Here is a 16956-nt window from a genome sequence, read left to right on the forward strand (position 1 = left end):
GCCTTTCCGAACAGACGCCAATTCCCCCTTTTCAGCCCGGAAAGGGGGAATTGGCGCTGCCCCGCGAGCGGGACGTACCCCCATTTCGCCGGGCTTGGGGCGGCAACAATGCCGCGGTCAGAAAGCACAGCGCGCCGACGAAGGTGCCCAGATTGGCAAGCCGGGCGTCGGCGGTCAGCCCGGCCGTCGTCACGAATGCCCCTGCCGCCGAAACACCGAACGCGACGCAGCCGGCCAGATTGATCCAACCCACCTGCCAGTCGAGGGATCTCGGGGCCCACCAGCCGACCGTGAGGACCGCCAGGATCCCGCTGATCAGGAAGGCCACCGACCCGGCGGCATCCGGAGCCCAGACATCGTGTCGTTCGGCGTGGATGGTGTGCACCGCGACCGCGGCCCCGGTGCTGAGGTTGAACAGCACGGTCCCGATGAACTGGATGGCCGCCGACCACCATCCGATCCCGCGGTCGGACAGACGCAGTTGCATCCAGGCCGCCGTCGTGAAGAACCAGGACCCGGCGAAGCACAGCACATTCGACGCGCCCGCGCCCGCCATCGTCGCAAAACCGGGCATGGTGGCGACGGCGAAGAACGTCGAACCGGTCGCGAACAGCCGGCACTGTCGGCGCAGTGTCGCAAAACCGGCCACCCGGAGTGCCTTTCGGCGCGGTTACAGCAGCGAAAGGATGCGGTCGCCGACCTCAGCCGTCGACAACGTTGCCGCACCGCGGGTCGCCAGATGCTCGGCAACGGCCTTGTCGACACGCGCCGCGGCCTCGTCCTCGCCGACATGCGCCAACAGCAGCGCCACGCTCATGACGGCGGCCGTCGGATCGGCGATGCCCTGGCCGGCGATATCGGGAGCACTGCCGTGCACCGGCTCGAACATGGACGGATTGGTGCGCGTGGCATCGATGTTGCCGCTGGCGGCCAGGCCGATACCACCGCACACCGCGGCCGACAGGTCGGTGATGATGTCGCCGAAGAGATTGTCGGTGACGATGACGTCGAAACGGCCCGGATCGGTGACCATATGAATGGTCGCGGCGTCGATGTGCTGGTAGGCCACCTCGACATCGGGGTACTCGGCGCCGACCTCAGCGACCACCCGCGACCACAGGCTGCCTGCAAAGGTCAGCACATTGGTCTTGTGCACCAGCGTCAGATGCTTGCGGCGGGTCTGCGCACGGGCGAACGCGTCGCGCACCACCCGCTCCACGCCGAATGCGGTGTTGACGCTGACCTCGGTGGCCACCTCGTGTGGGGTGCCGACGCGCAGCGCGCCACCGTTACCGGTGTAGGGCCCCTCGGTGCCCTCCCGGACCACCACGAAGTCGATTCCGGTGACTCCCGAAAGTGGGCTGTCGACACCGGGATAGAGCCGACCGGGACGCAGGTTCACGTGGTGGTCGAGGGCGAAACGCAGCTTGAGCAGCAGACCGCGCTCGAGGACACCGCTGGGCACCGACGGATCGCCGATCGCCCCGAGCAGGATCGCGTCGTACCCGCGCAGCTCCTCGATGGTCTCCTCGGTGAGCAGTTCACCGCTCGCGTGGTAGCGCCGCGCGCCCAGGTCGTACTCGGTGCGCTGCACCCCCGGCAACACCACGTCCAGAACCCGCAGCGCCTGGTCGATGACCTCGGGACCGATGCCGTCGCCGGCGATGACCGCAAGATTCTTCAGGGAACTCATGTCAGGTCGACCACTTCCAGTGTGGTGGCGCCGACCGCCGAGGCGATCGCGGCGCGCACATCCTCGGGCACATCGGTGTCCACTCGCAGCATGACGGTGGCGCTGTCGCCGCCGGCATCCTGGCTCATCTGCGCGGCCAGGATGTTGACCTCGGCGCCGCCGAGCAGCGTGCCGATCTTGCCGAGCGCCCCGGGCTGATCGGTGTAGTTGACGATCAGGTTGTAGCCCTCGGCACGCAGATCGAGGTTGCGGCCGTTGATCTGGACGATCTTCTCGACCAGCTGCGGACCCGACAGCGTGCCTGCCACATTGAGCGATCCGCCGTCGGCGTAGACCGCGCGCACATCGACGACACTGCGGTGGTTGGGGCTCTCGCTTGCCGTGCTGATCTCGGCTGTGACGCCCCGATCCTTGGCCAGCGCCGGCGCATTGACGAAGGTGACCTGCTCGTCGACCACGGCGGAGAACAGCCCGCGCAGCGCCGACAACCGCAGGATCTCGACATCCTCGGCGGCCAGTTCACCGCGCACCTGCACCGACAGCGATACCGGTGCGGCATCGGAGAGCGAGCCGACCAGCAGGCCCAGCTTGCGCACCAGGTCCAGCCAGGGCGCGACCTCTTCGCCGACGGCTCCCCCGCCGACGTTGACGGCATCGGGTACGAACTCACCGGCCAAGGCCAACTTCACACTGGCGGCGACATCGGTGCCGGCGCGGTCCTGGGCCTCGGCGGTGGAGGCACCCAGGTGTGGAGTGACGACGACCTGCGGCAGCTCGAACAAGGGGCTGTCGGTGCACGGCTCGGTGGCGAACACGTCCAGGCCGGCCGCGCGCACATGCCCACTGGTGATGGCATCGGCCAGTGCCTGCTCGTCGATCAGGCCGCCGCGGGCGGCATTGACGATGATGACACCGGGCTTGGTCTTGGCCAGGTTCTCCTTGCCCAACAGACCGGCGGTCTCCTTGGTCTTGGGCAGGTGCACCGAGATGAAATCGGCGCGGCCGAGCAGTTCGTCGAGTCCGACCAGTTCGATGCCGATCTGGGCGGCACGAGCCGTCGAGACGTAGGGGTCATAGGCGATGACGTGGGTTCCGAAGGCCGCCAGCCGAGCGGCGACGAGCTGGCCGATGCGGCCGAGTCCGACCACGCCGACGGTCTTGCCGTAGATCTCGGTGCCCGAGAACGAGGAGCGCTTCCAGGTGTGCTCGCGAAGGGTGGCATCGGCAGCCGGGATCTGGCGGGCCGCCGAGAGCAGCAGCGCCAGCGCGTGTTCGGCGGCGCTGTGGATATTGGAGGTCGGAGCGTTGACGACCAGCACACCGCGGGCGGTGGCGGCCTCGACGTCGACATTGTCCAGGCCCACGCCGGCCCGGGCGACGATCTTGAGCTTGGGCGCGGCGGCCATGACCTCGGCGTCGACGGTGGTGGCCGAGCGCACCAGCAGCGCATCGGCATCGGCGATGGCTGCCAGCAGCTTCGGCCGGTCCGGACCGTCCACCCATCGAACCTCGACCTGGTCACCCAGGGCGGCGACGGTCGACTCGGCAAGCTTGTCGGCGATCAGTACAACGGGAAGACTCACGGCGCTACAGCCTAGTGCGTGCCCTCGGCGCCGAAGACGCCACGGTCGCCCGGCGCTACCACAGTCCCCAATGACGGGCACCGAAACGAGCAGACACACCGGGCGATGTTGTCTACTGGTGGCGTGGACGTCACCGTCGTCGGAAGCGGCCCCAACGGGCTGACCGCAGCTGTCATCCTGGCCCGCGCCGGCCTGTCCGTGCGGGTCATCGAGGAGCAGTCGACTGCGGGCGGCGGCGCCCGCACGCTGCCCGACCCCGAGTACTCCGGCGTCATGCACGACATCTGCTCGGCTGTGCATCCGCTGGCGCTGGCGTCGCCGTTCTTCGCCGCCTACGACCTACCGGCGCGCGGCGTCCGGTTGGCGGTGCCCGAGATCGCGTATGCCAATCCGCTCCCGGACGGACCCGCCGCGATCGGGTACCACGACATCGACCGCACCGCCGCCGAACTATCCGACGGTGCCTCGTGGAAACGGCTGCTCGGTCCGCTGGCCGCCGACAGCGATGACGTGGTCGGGCTCATCCTGGGCGACAAGCGTTCCCTTCCACCCTCGATTCCCGCGGCGCTGAAGGTGGCGCCGCGACTGCTGCTGCAGGGCGGCCCGCTGTGGAACACCCTGCAGGGCGAAGATGCCCGAGCGCTGTTCACCGGTGTTGCGGCGCACACGATTTCACAGATGCCCTCGCTGGTCGCCGCGGGCGCCGGGCTGATGCTGGCCACCCTCGGGCACTCGGTGGGCTGGCCGATACCGGTCGGCGGATCCCAGGCGATCCCCGACGCGCTGATCGCCGATCTGCTGGACCACGGCGGGGAATTGATCCTCGGCGAGAAGGTCGCCACACCGCCGGGCGGAGTGGTCCTCTACGACACCGCGCCGACGGCTTTGTTGTCGATCTACGGCTCCGCGATGCCGCCGCGCTATGCAAAGGCGTTGCGGCGCTACACCTATGGTCCCGGTGTGGCGAAGGTGGACTTTGTGCTCTCCGGTGAGATCCCGTGGCGCGATCCGCGCCTGGCGCATGCCCCGACACTGCATCTTGGTGGCAGTCGCGCGCAGATGGCGCTTGCCGAGCGGGAGATCGCTGCCGGCCGGCACGCCGAGTGGCCGATGGTGCTCGCCGCGGTGCCGCATCTGGCCGATCCAGGCCGCATCGATACACAGGGACGCCGACCACTGTGGGCGTATGCGCATGTGCCGTCGGGGTCCTCGGTCGACATGGCCGACGTCGTCACCGACATCTTCGAGCGCTTCGCCCCGGGGTTCCGCGACATCATCGTGGCGGTGCGCAGCGTGCCGGCTTCCGGGCTGGCCGATCACAACGCGAACCTGGTCGGCGGTGACATCGGAGTCGGCGGCAACAACATGCGCAGCGCGATCGCCGGGCCGACCCCGCGCTGGAATCCGTGGTCCACCCCCATTCCGAAGGCATACCTGTGCTCGTCGGCAGCCCCGCCGGGCGGCGGCGTCCACGGTATGGCCGGGTACTACGCGGCACGCACGGTGCTCAAGCGCGAGTTCGGCATCCGGGAGCTTCCGCCGCTGTCACCGTGAGTGAGACGCAACGCGCCCGGGTACACCGCCCTGCATGAGCAAAGAGCTGAAAAAGGGTGACAAGGTGTCCTGGCAGAGCCACGGCAACACCGTGCCGGGCACCGTGGAAAAGAAGATCACCTCGGACACCGAGACGGCCGGCCGGACGGTACGTGCCAGCAAGGACGAGCCGCAGTACAAGGTGCGCAGCGACAAAACCGGTAAGGATGCTGTGCACAAGCCGGAATCGTTGAAGAAGCGGTCGTCGTGAAATCGGTCGACGCGGCGCACGCCCGCCCCGAGGGTGCATCCGACGACACCGTCGAAGCCGTCGGCAAGGTCTCCGAGGCATTGGAGTACGTGGAGCGGGCGCGCGGGCACCTCTACTCGTTCCACCAATTGATGGGCCATGCCGATCTGCTGCTCGGCGAGGCCGCCGACGCCCTGCGCGATGCCGGACACGTAGAGATCGCCGACCGCCTCGCCGAGGACATGGTCGGGCGAAATGTCCTGCAGGGGCGGTGGACGTTCCAGATCATGGAGGAATTCGACGACGACTACTGGTCGCTGCTGCGCGAACACGAGAAGCGCGTCCGCGACGAATTGATGGACGGTCGCCGGCATGTGTTCGAGGCGGAGATGAAGGAGAACCGGCGGACCAAGGGCCGCGACGGACACGAGGCCACCCCATGAGCGACGACAACGAGAGCACCTACAAGGAGTTCAAGGATGTCGTGAACATGACGGCCACCGAGCTGGAGAAGTGGCTGAAATCCGATGACTCCAAGGATGTCGGGCAGAAGAAGGACGGCGGTGAATCGACCGGGCACGAGAGCGGACGCCACATCGTCTCGATACTCAAGGCCAAGAAGTCCGACCTGTCCGATGACGACTACAAGCACATGCGCAAGGTCGTCGGCTACTGCCGCCGCCATCTGGCGCAACGGCCCAAGGACGATGTCGAGGACAGTGCCTGGCGGTACTCGTTGATGAATTGGGGACACGACCCGGTCAAGAAATGATTTGTGGCGTCTCACCCGTGATGGTTACGGGTGAGACGCCACAAATCGCAGTGAAACTAGGCGGTCTCGGTGATCGGCCGGTCGACCCAGCTCATCAGATCGCGCAGCTTCTTGCCGGTGACCTCGATGGGGTGCTCGGCGTTCTCCTTGCGCAGGCCCTCGAGCTCGGTGTTGCCGTTCTCGACGTTGGCGACCAGGCGCTTGACGAACGAACCGTCCTGGATGTCCTTGAGGATGGCGCGCATCCGGTCCTTGGTGTCGGCGTCGATGACACGCGGGCCGGAGATGTAGCCACCGAACTCGGCGGTGTCGGACACCGAGTAGTTCATCCGAGCGATGCCACCCTCGTAGATCAGGTCGACGATCAGCTTGAGTTCGTGCAGCACCTCGAAGTAGGCCATCTCCGGGGCGTAGCCCGCCTCGACCATGACCTCGAAACCGGCCTTGATCAGCTCTTCGGTACCACCGCAGAGCACAGCCTGCTCACCGAACAGGTCGGTTTCGGTCTCTTCCTTGAACGTGGTCTTGATGACGCCCGCACGCGCGCCACCGATGGCGGCGGCGTACGACAGCGCCAGCGCCTGACCCTCACCCTTGGGATCCTGGGCGATGGCGATCAGCGCGGGCACACCCTTGCCGTCGACGAACTGACGACGCACCAGGTGACCGGGGCCCTTGGGGGCGACCATGCCCACGGTGATGTTCTCGGCGGGCTTGATCAGCCCGAAGTGGATGTTCAGGCCGTGCCCGAAGAACAGCGCATTGCCGTCTTCGAGGTTGGGCTCGATGTCGTTCTTGAAGATCTCGGCCTGCGCGGTATCGGGCGCGAGCACCATGATCACGTCAGCCCACTTGGCGACCTCGGCCGGGGTGTCGACCTCCAGGCCCTGCTCTTCGACCTTGGCGCGGGACTTCGACCCCTCCTTGAGGCCGACCTTGACCTGCACGCCCGAGTCGCGCAGCGACAGCGAGTGGGCATGGCCCTGGCTGCCGTAGCCGATCACCGCGACCTTGCGGCCCTGGATGATCGACAGATCCGCGTCGTCGTCGTAGAACAGTTCGATTGCCACGTTGGATTTTCCTTCTGTTTGTTTCTCGTATGAAAGCTATTTGGCAGTACCGATGCCGCGCGGCCCACGCGCCAGCGACACGATCCCGGACTGCACGATCTCCCGGATCCCGTACGGTTCGAGCACTCGCAGGAACGCTTCGAGCTTCTCCGGGGTACCGGTGGCCTCGATGGTCAGTGACTCGGTGGACACGTCCACCACTTTGGCCCGGAATAGATTAACCGCTTCGATAACCTGGCTGCGGGTGGCCGCATCGGTGCGCACCTTGATCAGCGCCAGCTCGCGGGAGACCGACTGCTCCTCGTCCTGCTCGACGATCTTGATCACGTTGATCAGCTTGTTCAGCTGCTTGGTGACCTGCTCGAGCGGGAAGTCCTCGACCTGCACGACGATCGTCATCCGGGACAGGTGCTTCTGCTCGGTCGCGCCGACGGCCAGACTCTGGATGTTGAAGCCACGCCGGGAGAACAGCGAGGCAACGCGGGCAAGCACACCGGGCTTGTCCTCGACGAGCACCGACAGGGTGTGGGTGGAGGTCGTCATCAGGCGTGTCCTTCTTCGGAATCGAACAGCGGACGGATGCCGCGTGCGGCCTGGATCTCGTCATTGCTGGTGCCTGCGGCGACCATCGGCCACACCTGGGCATCGGCTCCGACGATGAAGTCGATCACCACCGGACGGTCGTTGATCTCACGAGCCTGCTGGATCACCGACTCGACGTCTTCGGCTCGCTCACAACGCAATCCGACGCATCCGAGCGCCTCGGCGAGCTTGACGAAATCTGGGATGCGGCGCGAGTGCGTCGCCAGATCGGTCTGGCTGTACCGCTCCTCGTAGAACAGCGTCTGCCACTGCCGCACCATGCCCAGATTGCCGTTGTTGATCAACGCCACCTTGATGGGTGCACCCTCGATGGCACACGTCGCCAGCTCCTGGTTGGTCATCTGGAAGCAGCCGTCACCGTCGATCGCCCAGACCTCGGCCTCGGGACGACCGAACTTTGCGCCCATGGCCGCGGGCACCGAGTAGCCCATGGTGCCCAGGCCACCGGAGTTCAGCCACGTCTTCGGGTTCTCGTACTTGACGAACTGCGCCGCCCACATCTGGTGCTGCCCGACGCCGGCGACGTAGACAGCCTCGGGCCCGGCCAGCTGGCCCAGCTTCTCGATGACGTACTCGGGGCTCAGGCTGCCGTCGCTCTGCGGACCGTAGCTCAGCGGGTAGGTCGCCTTGATGCTCGACAGGTACTCCCACCAGTTGTCCAGCTTCAGCGATGCGGCGTTGGTGCCCTCGCGGCGCAGCACGTCGAGCAGATCGTTGATGACATGGCGCACGTCGCCGACGATCGGCACATCAGCGTGCCGGTTCTTACCGATCTCGGCCGGGTCGATATCGGCATGGATCACCTTGGCGTCGGGCGCGAACGAGTCCAACTTGCCGGTCACCCGGTCATCGAAACGGGTGCCCAGCGCGATGAGCAGATCGCTCTTCTGCAGCGCCGCCACCGCGGACACCGACCCGTGCATACCCGGCATGCCCATGTGCTGGGGGTGGCTGTCCGGGAACGCCCCGCGCGCCATCAGCGTGGTGACCACCGGGATTCCGGTCAGCTCGGCCAGTTCCAGCAGTTCGTCGGTCGCCTCGCCGCGGATCACGCCGCCGCCGACGTAGAGCACCGGCTTGCGGGCCTCGGCGATCAGTTTGGCGGCCTCGCGCACCTGGCGGCTGTGCGGCTTGGTGTTCGGCTTGTAACCGGGAAGATCCATCACCGGCGGCCAGGCAAACGTGCACTGACCCTGCAGGATGTCCTTCGGCACGTCGACGAGCACCGCGCCGGGACGGCCGGACTGCGCGATGTGGAAGGCCTCCGCGATGACACGCGGGATCTCGTCACCGTCGCGCACCAGGAAGTTGTGCTTGGTGATCGGCATCGTCATGCCGGTGATATCGGCTTCCTGGAAGGCGTCGGTGCCGATCAGGCTACGACCGACCTGACCGGTGATGGCCACCACCGGGATCGAGTCCATCTGCGCGTCGGCCAGCGGGGTGACCAGGTTGGTCGCGCCCGGGCCCGAGGTCGCCATCATGACGCCGACCTTGCCGGTGGCGTGCGCGTAGCCGCTGGCGGCATGCCCGGCGCCCTGTTCGTGGCGCACCAGCACATGGCGCAGCTTCACCGAGTCATAGAGCGGGTCGTAGACCGGGAGCACCGCACCACCGGGGATACCGAAGATCACCTCGACACCGATCTCCTCGAGCGACCGCACGACGGACTGCGCACCGGTCATCTGCTCGGGGGCAACAACATTGGCCTTCTGCTCCGCCTTGGTCGAGGCTTTGACGCCATTGGTGCGCTGCGTCTGCTCCGGCGGTCGCGTGGTGGGTGCGCTCACTTTTTCCTCTGTGGTTCTGGTTGATACGGCTGGTGGTGGGAAGGTGTTTTGTCCTGTGACAGCAAAAAACCCCCGTCAGCGGAGTCCGCTGTACGAGGGTTGGCGCGTCGATGCTGTTGGCTAAGCCCGGCAGAGAGCTAGCGCGGCATCAACGCGCCAACCAATTACTACGAGCTCGTCCGGGTTGTACATAAGCTGCGACGGTAGTCCCCGCACTGCTCAAAGGTCAAATTGCCCCCGCGCCCAGCGGGCGGCACCGAGGTCGATGCGAGAATGTGCGACGTGAATCAGCCCGCCCCGCTCGTCATCCGTATCTCGCCGATGGCCCATATCGCCGTCGGTTTCATGACGCTGGGAATCTTCGCGCTGATCTACGCCCTGCCCAGCTGGAGCTGGGTGCTGATCGCGGTTCCGGTGCTCGCTTCGGCGGTGATCGCGCGGTACCGGACCGTGGCCGACCGCGACAAGGTGACCGCCCGGACCATGCTGCGCAGCACCACGGTGCCGTGGACCGATATCGAAGGCCTGCGGTTCACCCGCTCGTCCTGGGCCAAGGCGCGACTGACAGATGGCAGCGAAATCACGCTGCCCGCCGTCACATTCGCGACGCTACCGCTGCTGACCGCGGCCAGCGACGGCCGCGTTCCCAACCCCTACCAGTAGGTCTCGACCTCCTCGCGAACAGACGCGTGTACCCCCGAAAAGATCCACTTTCGGGGGTACACGCGTCTGTTCGCGGAGGGAAGATCAGGCCAGCGGGTTGGCGCCGTTGAGCAGCACCCACATGCCGATGCCGAGTCCCACGCCCAGCAACAGCGCCAGGAACGACCCGACGAAGGGGCGTCGAGCCCACCCGCGTCCGGCGTCGAAACCGTAGCGGCCCGGTCCGGTCAGCGTCAGTGCGGCCGCGAGCAGCACCAGCACCACCTGATGCTCAAGACCGGTTGCGGTCACGTAGTCGGCGAAGCCGACGTTCTGCTGCGCCGCGATCGAGGCCAGCAGGGCGTTGACGAGGTAGGCCAGCGCAGCGGCGGCCGCCAGCGGTGTGAACAGCCCCAGCACCAGCAGCAAGCCGGCGCCGATCTGTGCACCGGCTCCGACATAGGTGAGCACCCCGGCGTGCTGGTACCCCAGCTCCGAAAGCGATCCTTCGAAGCCTCCCAGGCCCGAACCGCCCCACCAGCCGAACGCCTTCTGCAGGCCGTGCACGATCATCAGTGCGCCCAGGCCCAACCGCAGCACCAGCAGCCCCAGGTCGAGGGTGCCGCGCCGACCCGCGATGCGGATCTGCTGTTCGGCGTCGTGCGGGCCGATCTCGGTCGGGACCGCCGGGGCGGTGGCGTAGGGGTTGGGCGCGGCCGGCGACACATAGGGAAGCGGCTCGGGATCGTTGAGCAGCGCAAAGCCGGACTGGTCCGCCTTGGCCCCGCCGTCGGTGTCATAGCGCGGAATGGCGGTGGTCTCGAAATCGCCCCCGTAGGTCGACGAGGGAAGATCGTCTTCGGGGTCGACCAACTGCGCCGACGCGGGCCGTTGCCAGTCGGTCATGTTCTGCGGTTCAGCGGTCACGAAAACAAGCGTAGGGGCAAGTTGCTGCAGAACCACGGATTGGCGCGGTCCGCCACGTACCTTATCTGCACTGTTGCCGAGTTGTGATACTCCAGGTCGCGCGTGCTCGGCGAATCCGCGCTGGAGTACGGACACACCCGGCATTGGACCGACCTTCGTGGCGCGCACCGCGCGACGATCCGTAACCTTGCCAGCATGACATTGGGCGGACCGACGCGGATTGCCGCGGTGCTGTGCGCGGTGCTGCTGGCGGGTTCAGGATGCGCGCGGTTCGACAACGCACAGTCCCAGCCGTTCACCACCGAACCTCAGATGGCACCGCCACCCCAGACCAAGCCGGAGCCACCGCCGCCGCTGCCGGGCACCCCGTTCCCCAAGGCCTGCCCGGCGCCCGGTGTGATGCAGGGCTGCCTGGAGAGCACCAGCGGCCTGATCATGGGTGGCGACAGCCAGTCGGCGCTGGTCGCCGAGCGCACCACCGGCGTCGTCAAAGAGGTCTCGACGAAGGCCGAGCCGGTGGTCAAACTGACCATCCCGGTCGACCCGGCCGGTGACGGCGGGCTGCTCGACATCATCAAGTCGCCGACCTACGCCCAGGATCGCCTGATGTACGCCTATGTCAGCACCCCGACCGACAACCGGGTGATCCGCATCGCCGACGGCGACATCCCGAAGCCGATCCTGACCGGCATCCCCAAGGGTGCGGTCGGTAATGCCGGCGCGCTCAAGTTCACCAGCCCGACCACGCTGTTGGTGCTCACCGGTGACGCCGGCAACCCCGCCCAGGCGGCGGATCCCGCATCGCTGGCCGGCAAGGTCCTGCGCATCGAACAGCCGACGACGGTCAACCAGGCTCCGACGACCACCGCCCTGTCGGGTATGGGTTCCGGCGGCGGCATGTGTGTCGACCCGTCGGACGGGGCGCTCTACGTCACCGATCGCACCCCGTCGGCCGACCGGATGCAGAAGATCACCAAGGACTCGGTGGTGTCGACGGTCTGGACGTGGCCGGACCGACCCGGTGTCGCCGGCTGCGCTGCGCTGGACGGCACCGTGCTGGTCAACCTGGTCAACACCAAGCAGACCGTCGCGCTGCGGCTGGCACCCGAAACCGGTGCGGTCACCGGCGAACCGGAGGTGGTCCGGCAGGATCAACACGGTCATGCCTGGGCACTGGCGGTCTCCCCCGACGGCAACATCTGGGGCGCCACGGTCAACAAGACGTCCGGCGACGCCGAGAAACTCGACGATGTCGTCTTCCCGCTCTTCCCGTCCGGCGGCGGCTTCCCCCGCCAGAACGCGGACAAGACGTAGCGGACAATATGTAGCGATTTCGGTGAGGTTGCGTGCGGCAGGCGCACGCGACCTCACCGAAATGACGCTAGGAGCAAGCAGCCAGCACCAGTTCGCGGACCCGCGCGGCGTCGGCCTGACCCTTGGTGGCCTTCATCACCGCACCCACGATGGCCCCGGCGGCCTGTACCTTTCCGCCGCGGATCTTCTCGGCGATATCGGGTTGGGCGGCGAGCGCGTCATCGATGGCGGACTGAATCAGGGAGTCGTCACGCACCACGACCAGCCCGCGATCGTTCATCACCTGCTCGGGTTCACCCTCACCGGCCAGCACACCCTCGACCACCTGGCGGGCCAGCTTGTTGGACAGCTTTCCGTCGTCGACGAGTTTGACCACCGCGGCGACCTGTGCCGGGGTGATCGGCAGATCGGACACCGCTACTGACTTCTCGTTGGCCTTCTGCACCAGGAAGTTGCCCCACCAGGCGCGGGCAGCCTCACTGGATGCACCCTTCGCCACCGTGGCCGCCACCAGATCGATCGCGCCGTTGTTCACCAGGTCGCGCATCACCTCATCGGAGATGCCCCATTCCTGCTGAACACGCTTGCGCGCCAACCACGGCAGTTCGGGAATGGTGCCGCGCAGCCGATCCACCAGTTCGGCAGGCGGAGCCACCGGCTCCAGATCGGGCTCGGGGAAGTACCGATAGTCCTGCGCGGTCTCCTTGCTGCGGCCGGCCGTGGTGTACCCGTCCTCGTGGAAGTGGCGGGTCTCCTGGGTGACCGTCCCGCCGGATCGCAGTACCGCCGCCTGCCTGCGCATCTCGTAGCGGACGGCCACCTCGACGCTCTTGAGCGAGTTGACGTTCTTGGTCTCTGTGCGCGTGCCGAACTCGCTGCTGCCCTTGGGTTTCAGCGACACGTTCGAATCGCAACGCATCGAGCCCTGGTCCATCCGCACATCGGAGACGTCCAGACCACGCAACAGGTCGCGGAGAGCGGTGACGTAGGCACGGGCGATCTCCGGGGCGCGTTCGCCGGTGCCCTCGATGGGCCTGGTGACGATCTCGATCAGCGGCACGCCTGCGCGGTTGAAATCGGCCAGCGAGGTGGTCGCACCCGCGATGCGGCCGGTGTCGCTGCCCAGGTGGGTCAGCTTGCCGGTGTCCTCTTCCATGTGCGCGCGCTCGATCTCGATGCGCCAGGTGCTGCCGTCCTCCAACGGCACATCCAGGTAGCCGTCGACGGCAATCGGCTCGTCGTACTGGCTGATCTGGTAGTTCTTCGGCTGATCCGGGTAGAAGTAGTTCTTCCGGGCGAACCGGCCCCACGGCGCGATGTCACAGTTGAGCGCCAGCCCGATTCTGATGGCCGACTCGACGGCGGCCTGGTTGAGCACCGGCAGAGCGCCGGGCAGACCGAGGCACACCGGGCAGACCTGGGTGTTGGGATCGGCACCGAACTTGTTGGCGCAGGGGCAGAACATCTTGGTCGCCGTGGACAGCTCGACGTGCACTTCCATACCCATCACTGGGTCGAACTCGGCGATGACGTCGTCGTAGTCGACGAGTTCAGCAACAGAAGCGGTCATGGCAGCTGATTTTAGTGTCAGCCTGGGGCCGGCCTGCCGGGAGGCTCGGCCCGGGTCTCAACCGAAGAATTCCGCGGCATCGTCGTAGCGGCTCTGCGGCACCAGCTTGAGCTGACGAGTGGCATCGGCCAGTGAGACCCGACCGATGTCCTGACCACGCAGGGACACCATCATCCCGTACTCCCCCGCGTGCGCGGCGTCGGCGGCGTTCACCCCGAAGCGGGTGGCCAGCACCCGGTCATAAGCGGTCGGGGTGCCGCCGCGCTGCACATGGCCGAGCACCGTCACGCGAACATCCTTCTTGATGCGCTTTTCCACCTCCAGGGCGAGTTGCTGGGCGACCCCGGTGAACTTCTCGTGCCCGAATTCGTCCATCCCGCCCTGACGCAGCTGCATCGTGCCCTCGGCGGGCTTGGCGCCCTCTGCCACGACGCAGATGAAATGCGAATCCCCGCGCTGGAAGCGCTGTTTGACCAACCGGCACACCTCTTCGACGTCGAAGGGCTGCTCGGGGATCAAGGTCATGTGCGCACCGGAGGCCAGCCCGGCGTTCAGTGCGATCCAACCCGCGTGGCGGCCCATCACCTCCACCAGCATCACCCGCTGATGTGACTCCGCGGTGCTGTGCAGCCGGTCGATGGCCTCGGTGGCGATCGTCAGCGCCGTGTCGTGACCGAAAGTGACGTCGGTGCAATCGATATCGTTGTCGATCGTCTTGGGCACGCCGACGACGGGCACCCCCTCTTCGGACAGCCAACTCGCCGCGGTGAGCGTGCCCTCGCCACCGATCGGGATCAACACATCGATGCCGTTGTCCTCCAACGTCTGCTTGATCTGCGGCAATCCGGCGCGCAACGTGTCCGGGTTGGTGCGCGCGGTGCCGAGCATGGTGCCGCCCTTGGCGAGCAGGCGGTCGTTGCGGTCATCGTTCTTGAGCTGGATGCGACGGTCCTCCAACAGCCCACGCCAGCCATCGAGGAACCCGACGACCGACGAGCCGTAGCGCGCATCGCTGGTTCGCACCACCGCCCTGATCACGGCGTTCAAGCCTGGACAGTCGCCGCCACCGGTCAGCACTCCGATCCGCATGCACATGATCTTGCCAGCTTCGGCGCACAGCGGCGCGGCCACCGCACAACGTGTGAGATTCCGGCACCGGGGTATCCGGCCCGACCACGTACCGACCGAAAGTAGCCATGACCGCTGTTCCCCCCGACCCCGATCCCCGCCGGGTGCCCGGCCTCGAGCCAGGCGGAAGTGTTGCACCCGGTGACACGCCGCCGGACTCGGCGCAGACCTCCGGTCTGGGTGAACCCGAACCCCGGCCGCGCCACAAGCTCACGCCGACCGCCGTGGTCAGCATGATCGCCCTCACCGTGTTCATCGCGGTCTTCGCCGCGGCAGCGATCTTCCTGCTCATCGATATGTCGAACTGATGACTTCGCGGCGACAAATCGTGTCGCACCATAGGGTGATGGCATGACGACTGTCGCCGACCACGTCATCTCCACCCTGTACGCCAGCGGTGTCTCGCGGATCTACGGCCTTCCCGGAGACAGCCTCAACGGACTCACCGACGCGATCCGACGCGCCGAGGGATTCAGCTGGGAACACGTACGCCACGAGGAGGCAGCCGGTTTCGCCGCGGCCGCCGACGCGGCGCTGACGGGCCGGCTGGCCGTGTGTGCCGGCAGTTGCGGACCGGGCAACCTGCACCTGATCAACGGGTTGTTCGACGCCCAGCGCTCCCGGGTTCCGGTGCTGGCCATCGCCGCACACATCCCCCAATCCGAGATCGGGTCGGAGTACTTCCAGGAAACCCACCCCCAGGAGCTGTTCCGCGAGTGCAGTGTGTACTGCGAACTGGTCACCACGGCCGAATCGGCGCCAAGGGTGCTTGAGATGGCGATGCGTGCGGCGATCGCCGAAAACGGGGTCGCCGTCGTCGTGGTCCCCGGTGAGGTATTCCTGCACAAGACCGATGCCCGGGTCGCCCCGGTGCTGGCCACCCATTCGATCACCCGCCCGACCGATGACGAATTGCAGCGCGCGGCAACAATTCTCAACGGATCCGACAAGATCACGGTGCTGGCGGGTGCGGGTGCCCAAGGGGCCCACGACGATCTGGTCCGATTGGCCGCCACGCTGCAGGCGCCGATCGTCCATGCGTTGCGCGGCAAGGAATTCGTCGAGTACGACAACCCCTACGACGTCGGGATGACCGGCCTGCTCGGCTTCGCTTCCGGCTACAAGGCCATCAAGGAGGCCGAGGTCCTGCTGATGCTGGGCACCGACTTCCCGTATCGGCAGTTCTATCCCGAGAACGCCGTGGCGATCCAATTGGATATCCGCGGCCGCAACATCGGTCGACGCACGCACGTCGACCTACCGCTGGTCGGTACCGTTACCGACACCCTGCCCGCGCTGACGCCCTTGCTGACGGCGAAAACCGACCGCACCCATCTGGACCGTTCGCTGCGCCATTACGCCAAGACCCGGCGGCGGCTCGACGAGCTGGCGGCCAATGATCGTGATCGCACCCCGATCCGTCCCGAACACCTTGCCGCCGTTGCCGACAGGCTCGCCGCCGAGGACGCGGTGTTCACGGTGGACGTGGGATCACCGGTGGTCTGGGCGGCGCGCTACCTCACCATGAACGGCCGCCGCAGGCTGCTGGGATCATTCAACCACGGCACCATGGCTTGTGCGCTGCCGTTGGCCATCGGCGCCCAGACCGTCGATCGTGACAGGCAGGTGGTGGCCTTCGCCGGTGACGGTGGCTTGACCATGCTCTTCGGCGAGCTCATCACGCTGTCGCAGAACCGGCTGCCGGTCAAGGTCATCGTGTTCAACAACTCGTCGTTGAACTTCGTGGAGTTGGAGATGAAGGCGGCCGGGATCGTCACCTTCGGCACCGACCTGCACAATCCGGACTTCGCCGCCGTCGCCCGGTCACTCGGACTGTTCGGTCGCCGCGTCGAGCAGCCCGGCGACCTGGAGTCCGCACTCACCGATGCCTTCGCCCACGACGGTCCCGCGCTCATCGACGTGGTGACCGCGCGCCAGGAACTGTCCATCCCGCCCGCGATCACCGTCGAACAGGCCAAGGGCTTCTCGCTGTATGCGATCCGCACCATCATGGCCGGCCGGTCCGACGAGTTGCTCGACCTCGTCAGCACGAATGTGGCACGCCGGATCCTGGACTGATC

At 66.7% G+C, this 16956-nt stretch carries 17 protein-coding genes; 8 read left to right on the plus strand and 9 right to left on the minus strand.

Annotation, left to right across the window (positions count from 1 at the left end; genetic code table 11):
• Nucleotides 1-31: 31 nt before the first annotated feature.
• Genes IC40_RS0116155 through serA form a run of 3 tightly spaced genes read right to left on the minus strand, consistent with a single transcriptional unit; the run spans nt 32 to nt 3276 of the window.
• Nucleotides 32-649 carry a hypothetical protein gene (locus IC40_RS0116155; protein ID WP_030135739.1) on the minus strand — a complete coding sequence of 206 codons (618 nt, stop codon included), beginning with the start codon at nt 647-649 and terminating at the stop codon, nt 32-34.
• A 21-nt stretch (nt 650-670) separates the two neighbouring features.
• The gene (locus tag IC40_RS0116160; RefSeq protein ID WP_030135740.1) at nt 671-1693 is read right to left on the minus strand and encodes a 3-isopropylmalate dehydrogenase; all 1023 of its coding nucleotides are present in this window, start codon (nt 1691-1693) and stop codon (nt 671-673) included.
• The gene (gene serA / locus IC40_RS0116165; RefSeq protein WP_030135741.1) at nt 1690-3276 is read right to left on the minus strand and encodes a phosphoglycerate dehydrogenase; all 1587 of its coding nucleotides are present in this window, start codon (nt 3274-3276) and stop codon (nt 1690-1692) included. Before serA ends, IC40_RS0116160 begins: the two co-directional genes overlap by 4 nt.
• A 105-nt stretch (nt 3277-3381) precedes the next feature.
• Between serA and IC40_RS0116170 the strand changes: the two genes are divergently transcribed.
• From IC40_RS0116170 to IC40_RS0116185, 4 genes are read left to right on the plus strand one after another with little or no spacing between them, the layout of a single operon-like run.
• Complete coding sequence (locus tag IC40_RS0116170; RefSeq protein WP_036470174.1) at nt 3382-4830, plus strand: phytoene desaturase family protein; 1449 nt, start codon at nt 3382-3384, stop codon at nt 4828-4830.
• Between the two features lie 34 nt (nt 4831-4864).
• The gene (locus IC40_RS0116175; protein WP_030135743.1) at nt 4865-5080 is read left to right on the plus strand and encodes a hypervirulence associated TUDOR domain-containing protein; all 216 of its coding nucleotides are present in this window, start codon (nt 4865-4867) and stop codon (nt 5078-5080) included.
• Nucleotides 5077-5502, plus strand: coding sequence for a hypothetical protein (locus IC40_RS0116180; RefSeq protein ID WP_030135744.1), 426 nt, complete (start codon nt 5077-5079; stop codon nt 5500-5502). The genes IC40_RS0116175 and IC40_RS0116180 overlap by 4 nt, the downstream gene beginning before the upstream one ends.
• Entirely contained in the window at nt 5499-5831 is a 333-nt protein-coding gene (locus IC40_RS0116185) for a DUF3140 domain-containing protein (RefSeq protein ID WP_030135745.1), read from the plus strand. Before IC40_RS0116180 ends, IC40_RS0116185 begins: the two co-directional genes overlap by 4 nt.
• 56 nt (nt 5832-5887) lie before the next feature.
• On the opposite strand, the gene ilvC is transcribed toward IC40_RS0116185, so the two are convergent.
• From ilvC to IC40_RS0116200, 3 genes are read right to left on the minus strand one after another with little or no spacing between them, the layout of a single operon-like run.
• Entirely contained in the window at nt 5888-6901 is a 1014-nt protein-coding gene (gene ilvC / locus IC40_RS0116190) for a ketol-acid reductoisomerase (protein WP_030135746.1), read from the minus strand.
• 36 nt (nt 6902-6937) lie between these two features.
• A complete protein-coding gene (gene ilvN / locus IC40_RS0116195; protein ID WP_030135747.1) occupies nt 6938-7444 on the minus strand; it encodes an acetolactate synthase small subunit in 507 nt (168 codons plus the stop codon).
• A complete protein-coding gene (locus tag IC40_RS0116200) occupies nt 7444-9294 on the minus strand; it encodes an acetolactate synthase large subunit (RefSeq protein WP_030135748.1) in 1851 nt (616 codons plus the stop codon). The genes ilvN and IC40_RS0116200 overlap by 1 nt, the downstream gene beginning before the upstream one ends.
• 273 nt (nt 9295-9567) lie before the next feature.
• Between IC40_RS0116200 and IC40_RS0116205 the strand changes: the two genes are divergently transcribed.
• Nucleotides 9568-9957 carry a PH domain-containing protein gene (locus tag IC40_RS0116205; RefSeq protein ID WP_030135749.1) on the plus strand — a complete coding sequence of 130 codons (390 nt, stop codon included), beginning with the start codon at nt 9568-9570 and terminating at the stop codon, nt 9955-9957.
• An 84-nt stretch (nt 9958-10041) separates the two neighbouring features.
• Here the strand turns inward: IC40_RS0116205 and IC40_RS0116210 are convergent, their stop codons facing one another.
• Nucleotides 10042-10863, minus strand: coding sequence for a DoxX family membrane protein (locus IC40_RS0116210; protein WP_030135750.1), 822 nt, complete (start codon nt 10861-10863; stop codon nt 10042-10044).
• A 195-nt stretch (nt 10864-11058) separates the two neighbouring features.
• Here IC40_RS0116210 and IC40_RS0116215 point away from each other — a divergent pair, with 195 nt between their 5' ends.
• Complete coding sequence (locus IC40_RS0116215) at nt 11059-12177, plus strand: PQQ-dependent sugar dehydrogenase (protein ID WP_030135751.1); 1119 nt, start codon at nt 11059-11061, stop codon at nt 12175-12177.
• A 67-nt stretch (nt 12178-12244) separates the two neighbouring features.
• Here IC40_RS0116215 and gatB read toward each other — a convergent pair whose 3' ends face one another.
• Nucleotides 12245-13747, minus strand: coding sequence for an Asp-tRNA(Asn)/Glu-tRNA(Gln) amidotransferase subunit GatB (gene gatB, locus IC40_RS0116220; protein ID WP_030135752.1), 1503 nt, complete (start codon nt 13745-13747; stop codon nt 12245-12247).
• 57 nt (nt 13748-13804) lie between these two features.
• Nucleotides 13805-14836: an ATP-dependent 6-phosphofructokinase gene (locus IC40_RS0116225; protein WP_030135753.1), complete on the minus strand. Its 1032-nt coding sequence runs from the start codon at nt 14834-14836 to the stop codon at nt 13805-13807.
• 107 nt (nt 14837-14943) lie between these two features.
• Here IC40_RS0116225 and IC40_RS0116230 point away from each other — a divergent pair, with 107 nt between their 5' ends.
• Nucleotides 14944-15183 (plus strand): DUF6480 family protein, encoded by a 240-nt coding sequence (locus IC40_RS0116230; protein WP_030135754.1) that lies wholly within the window; start codon nt 14944-14946, stop codon nt 15181-15183.
• Nucleotides 15184-15226: 43 nt separating this feature from the next.
• Entirely contained in the window at nt 15227-16954 is a 1728-nt protein-coding gene (poxB, locus tag IC40_RS0116235) for a ubiquinone-dependent pyruvate dehydrogenase (RefSeq protein ID WP_030135755.1), read from the plus strand.
• Nucleotides 16955-16956: the final 2 nt, after the last annotated feature.

Source organism: Mycolicibacterium neoaurum ATCC 25795 (assembly GCF_000691525.1).
Classification (GTDB): domain Bacteria; phylum Actinomycetota; class Actinomycetes; order Mycobacteriales; family Mycobacteriaceae; genus Mycobacterium; species Mycobacterium neoaurum.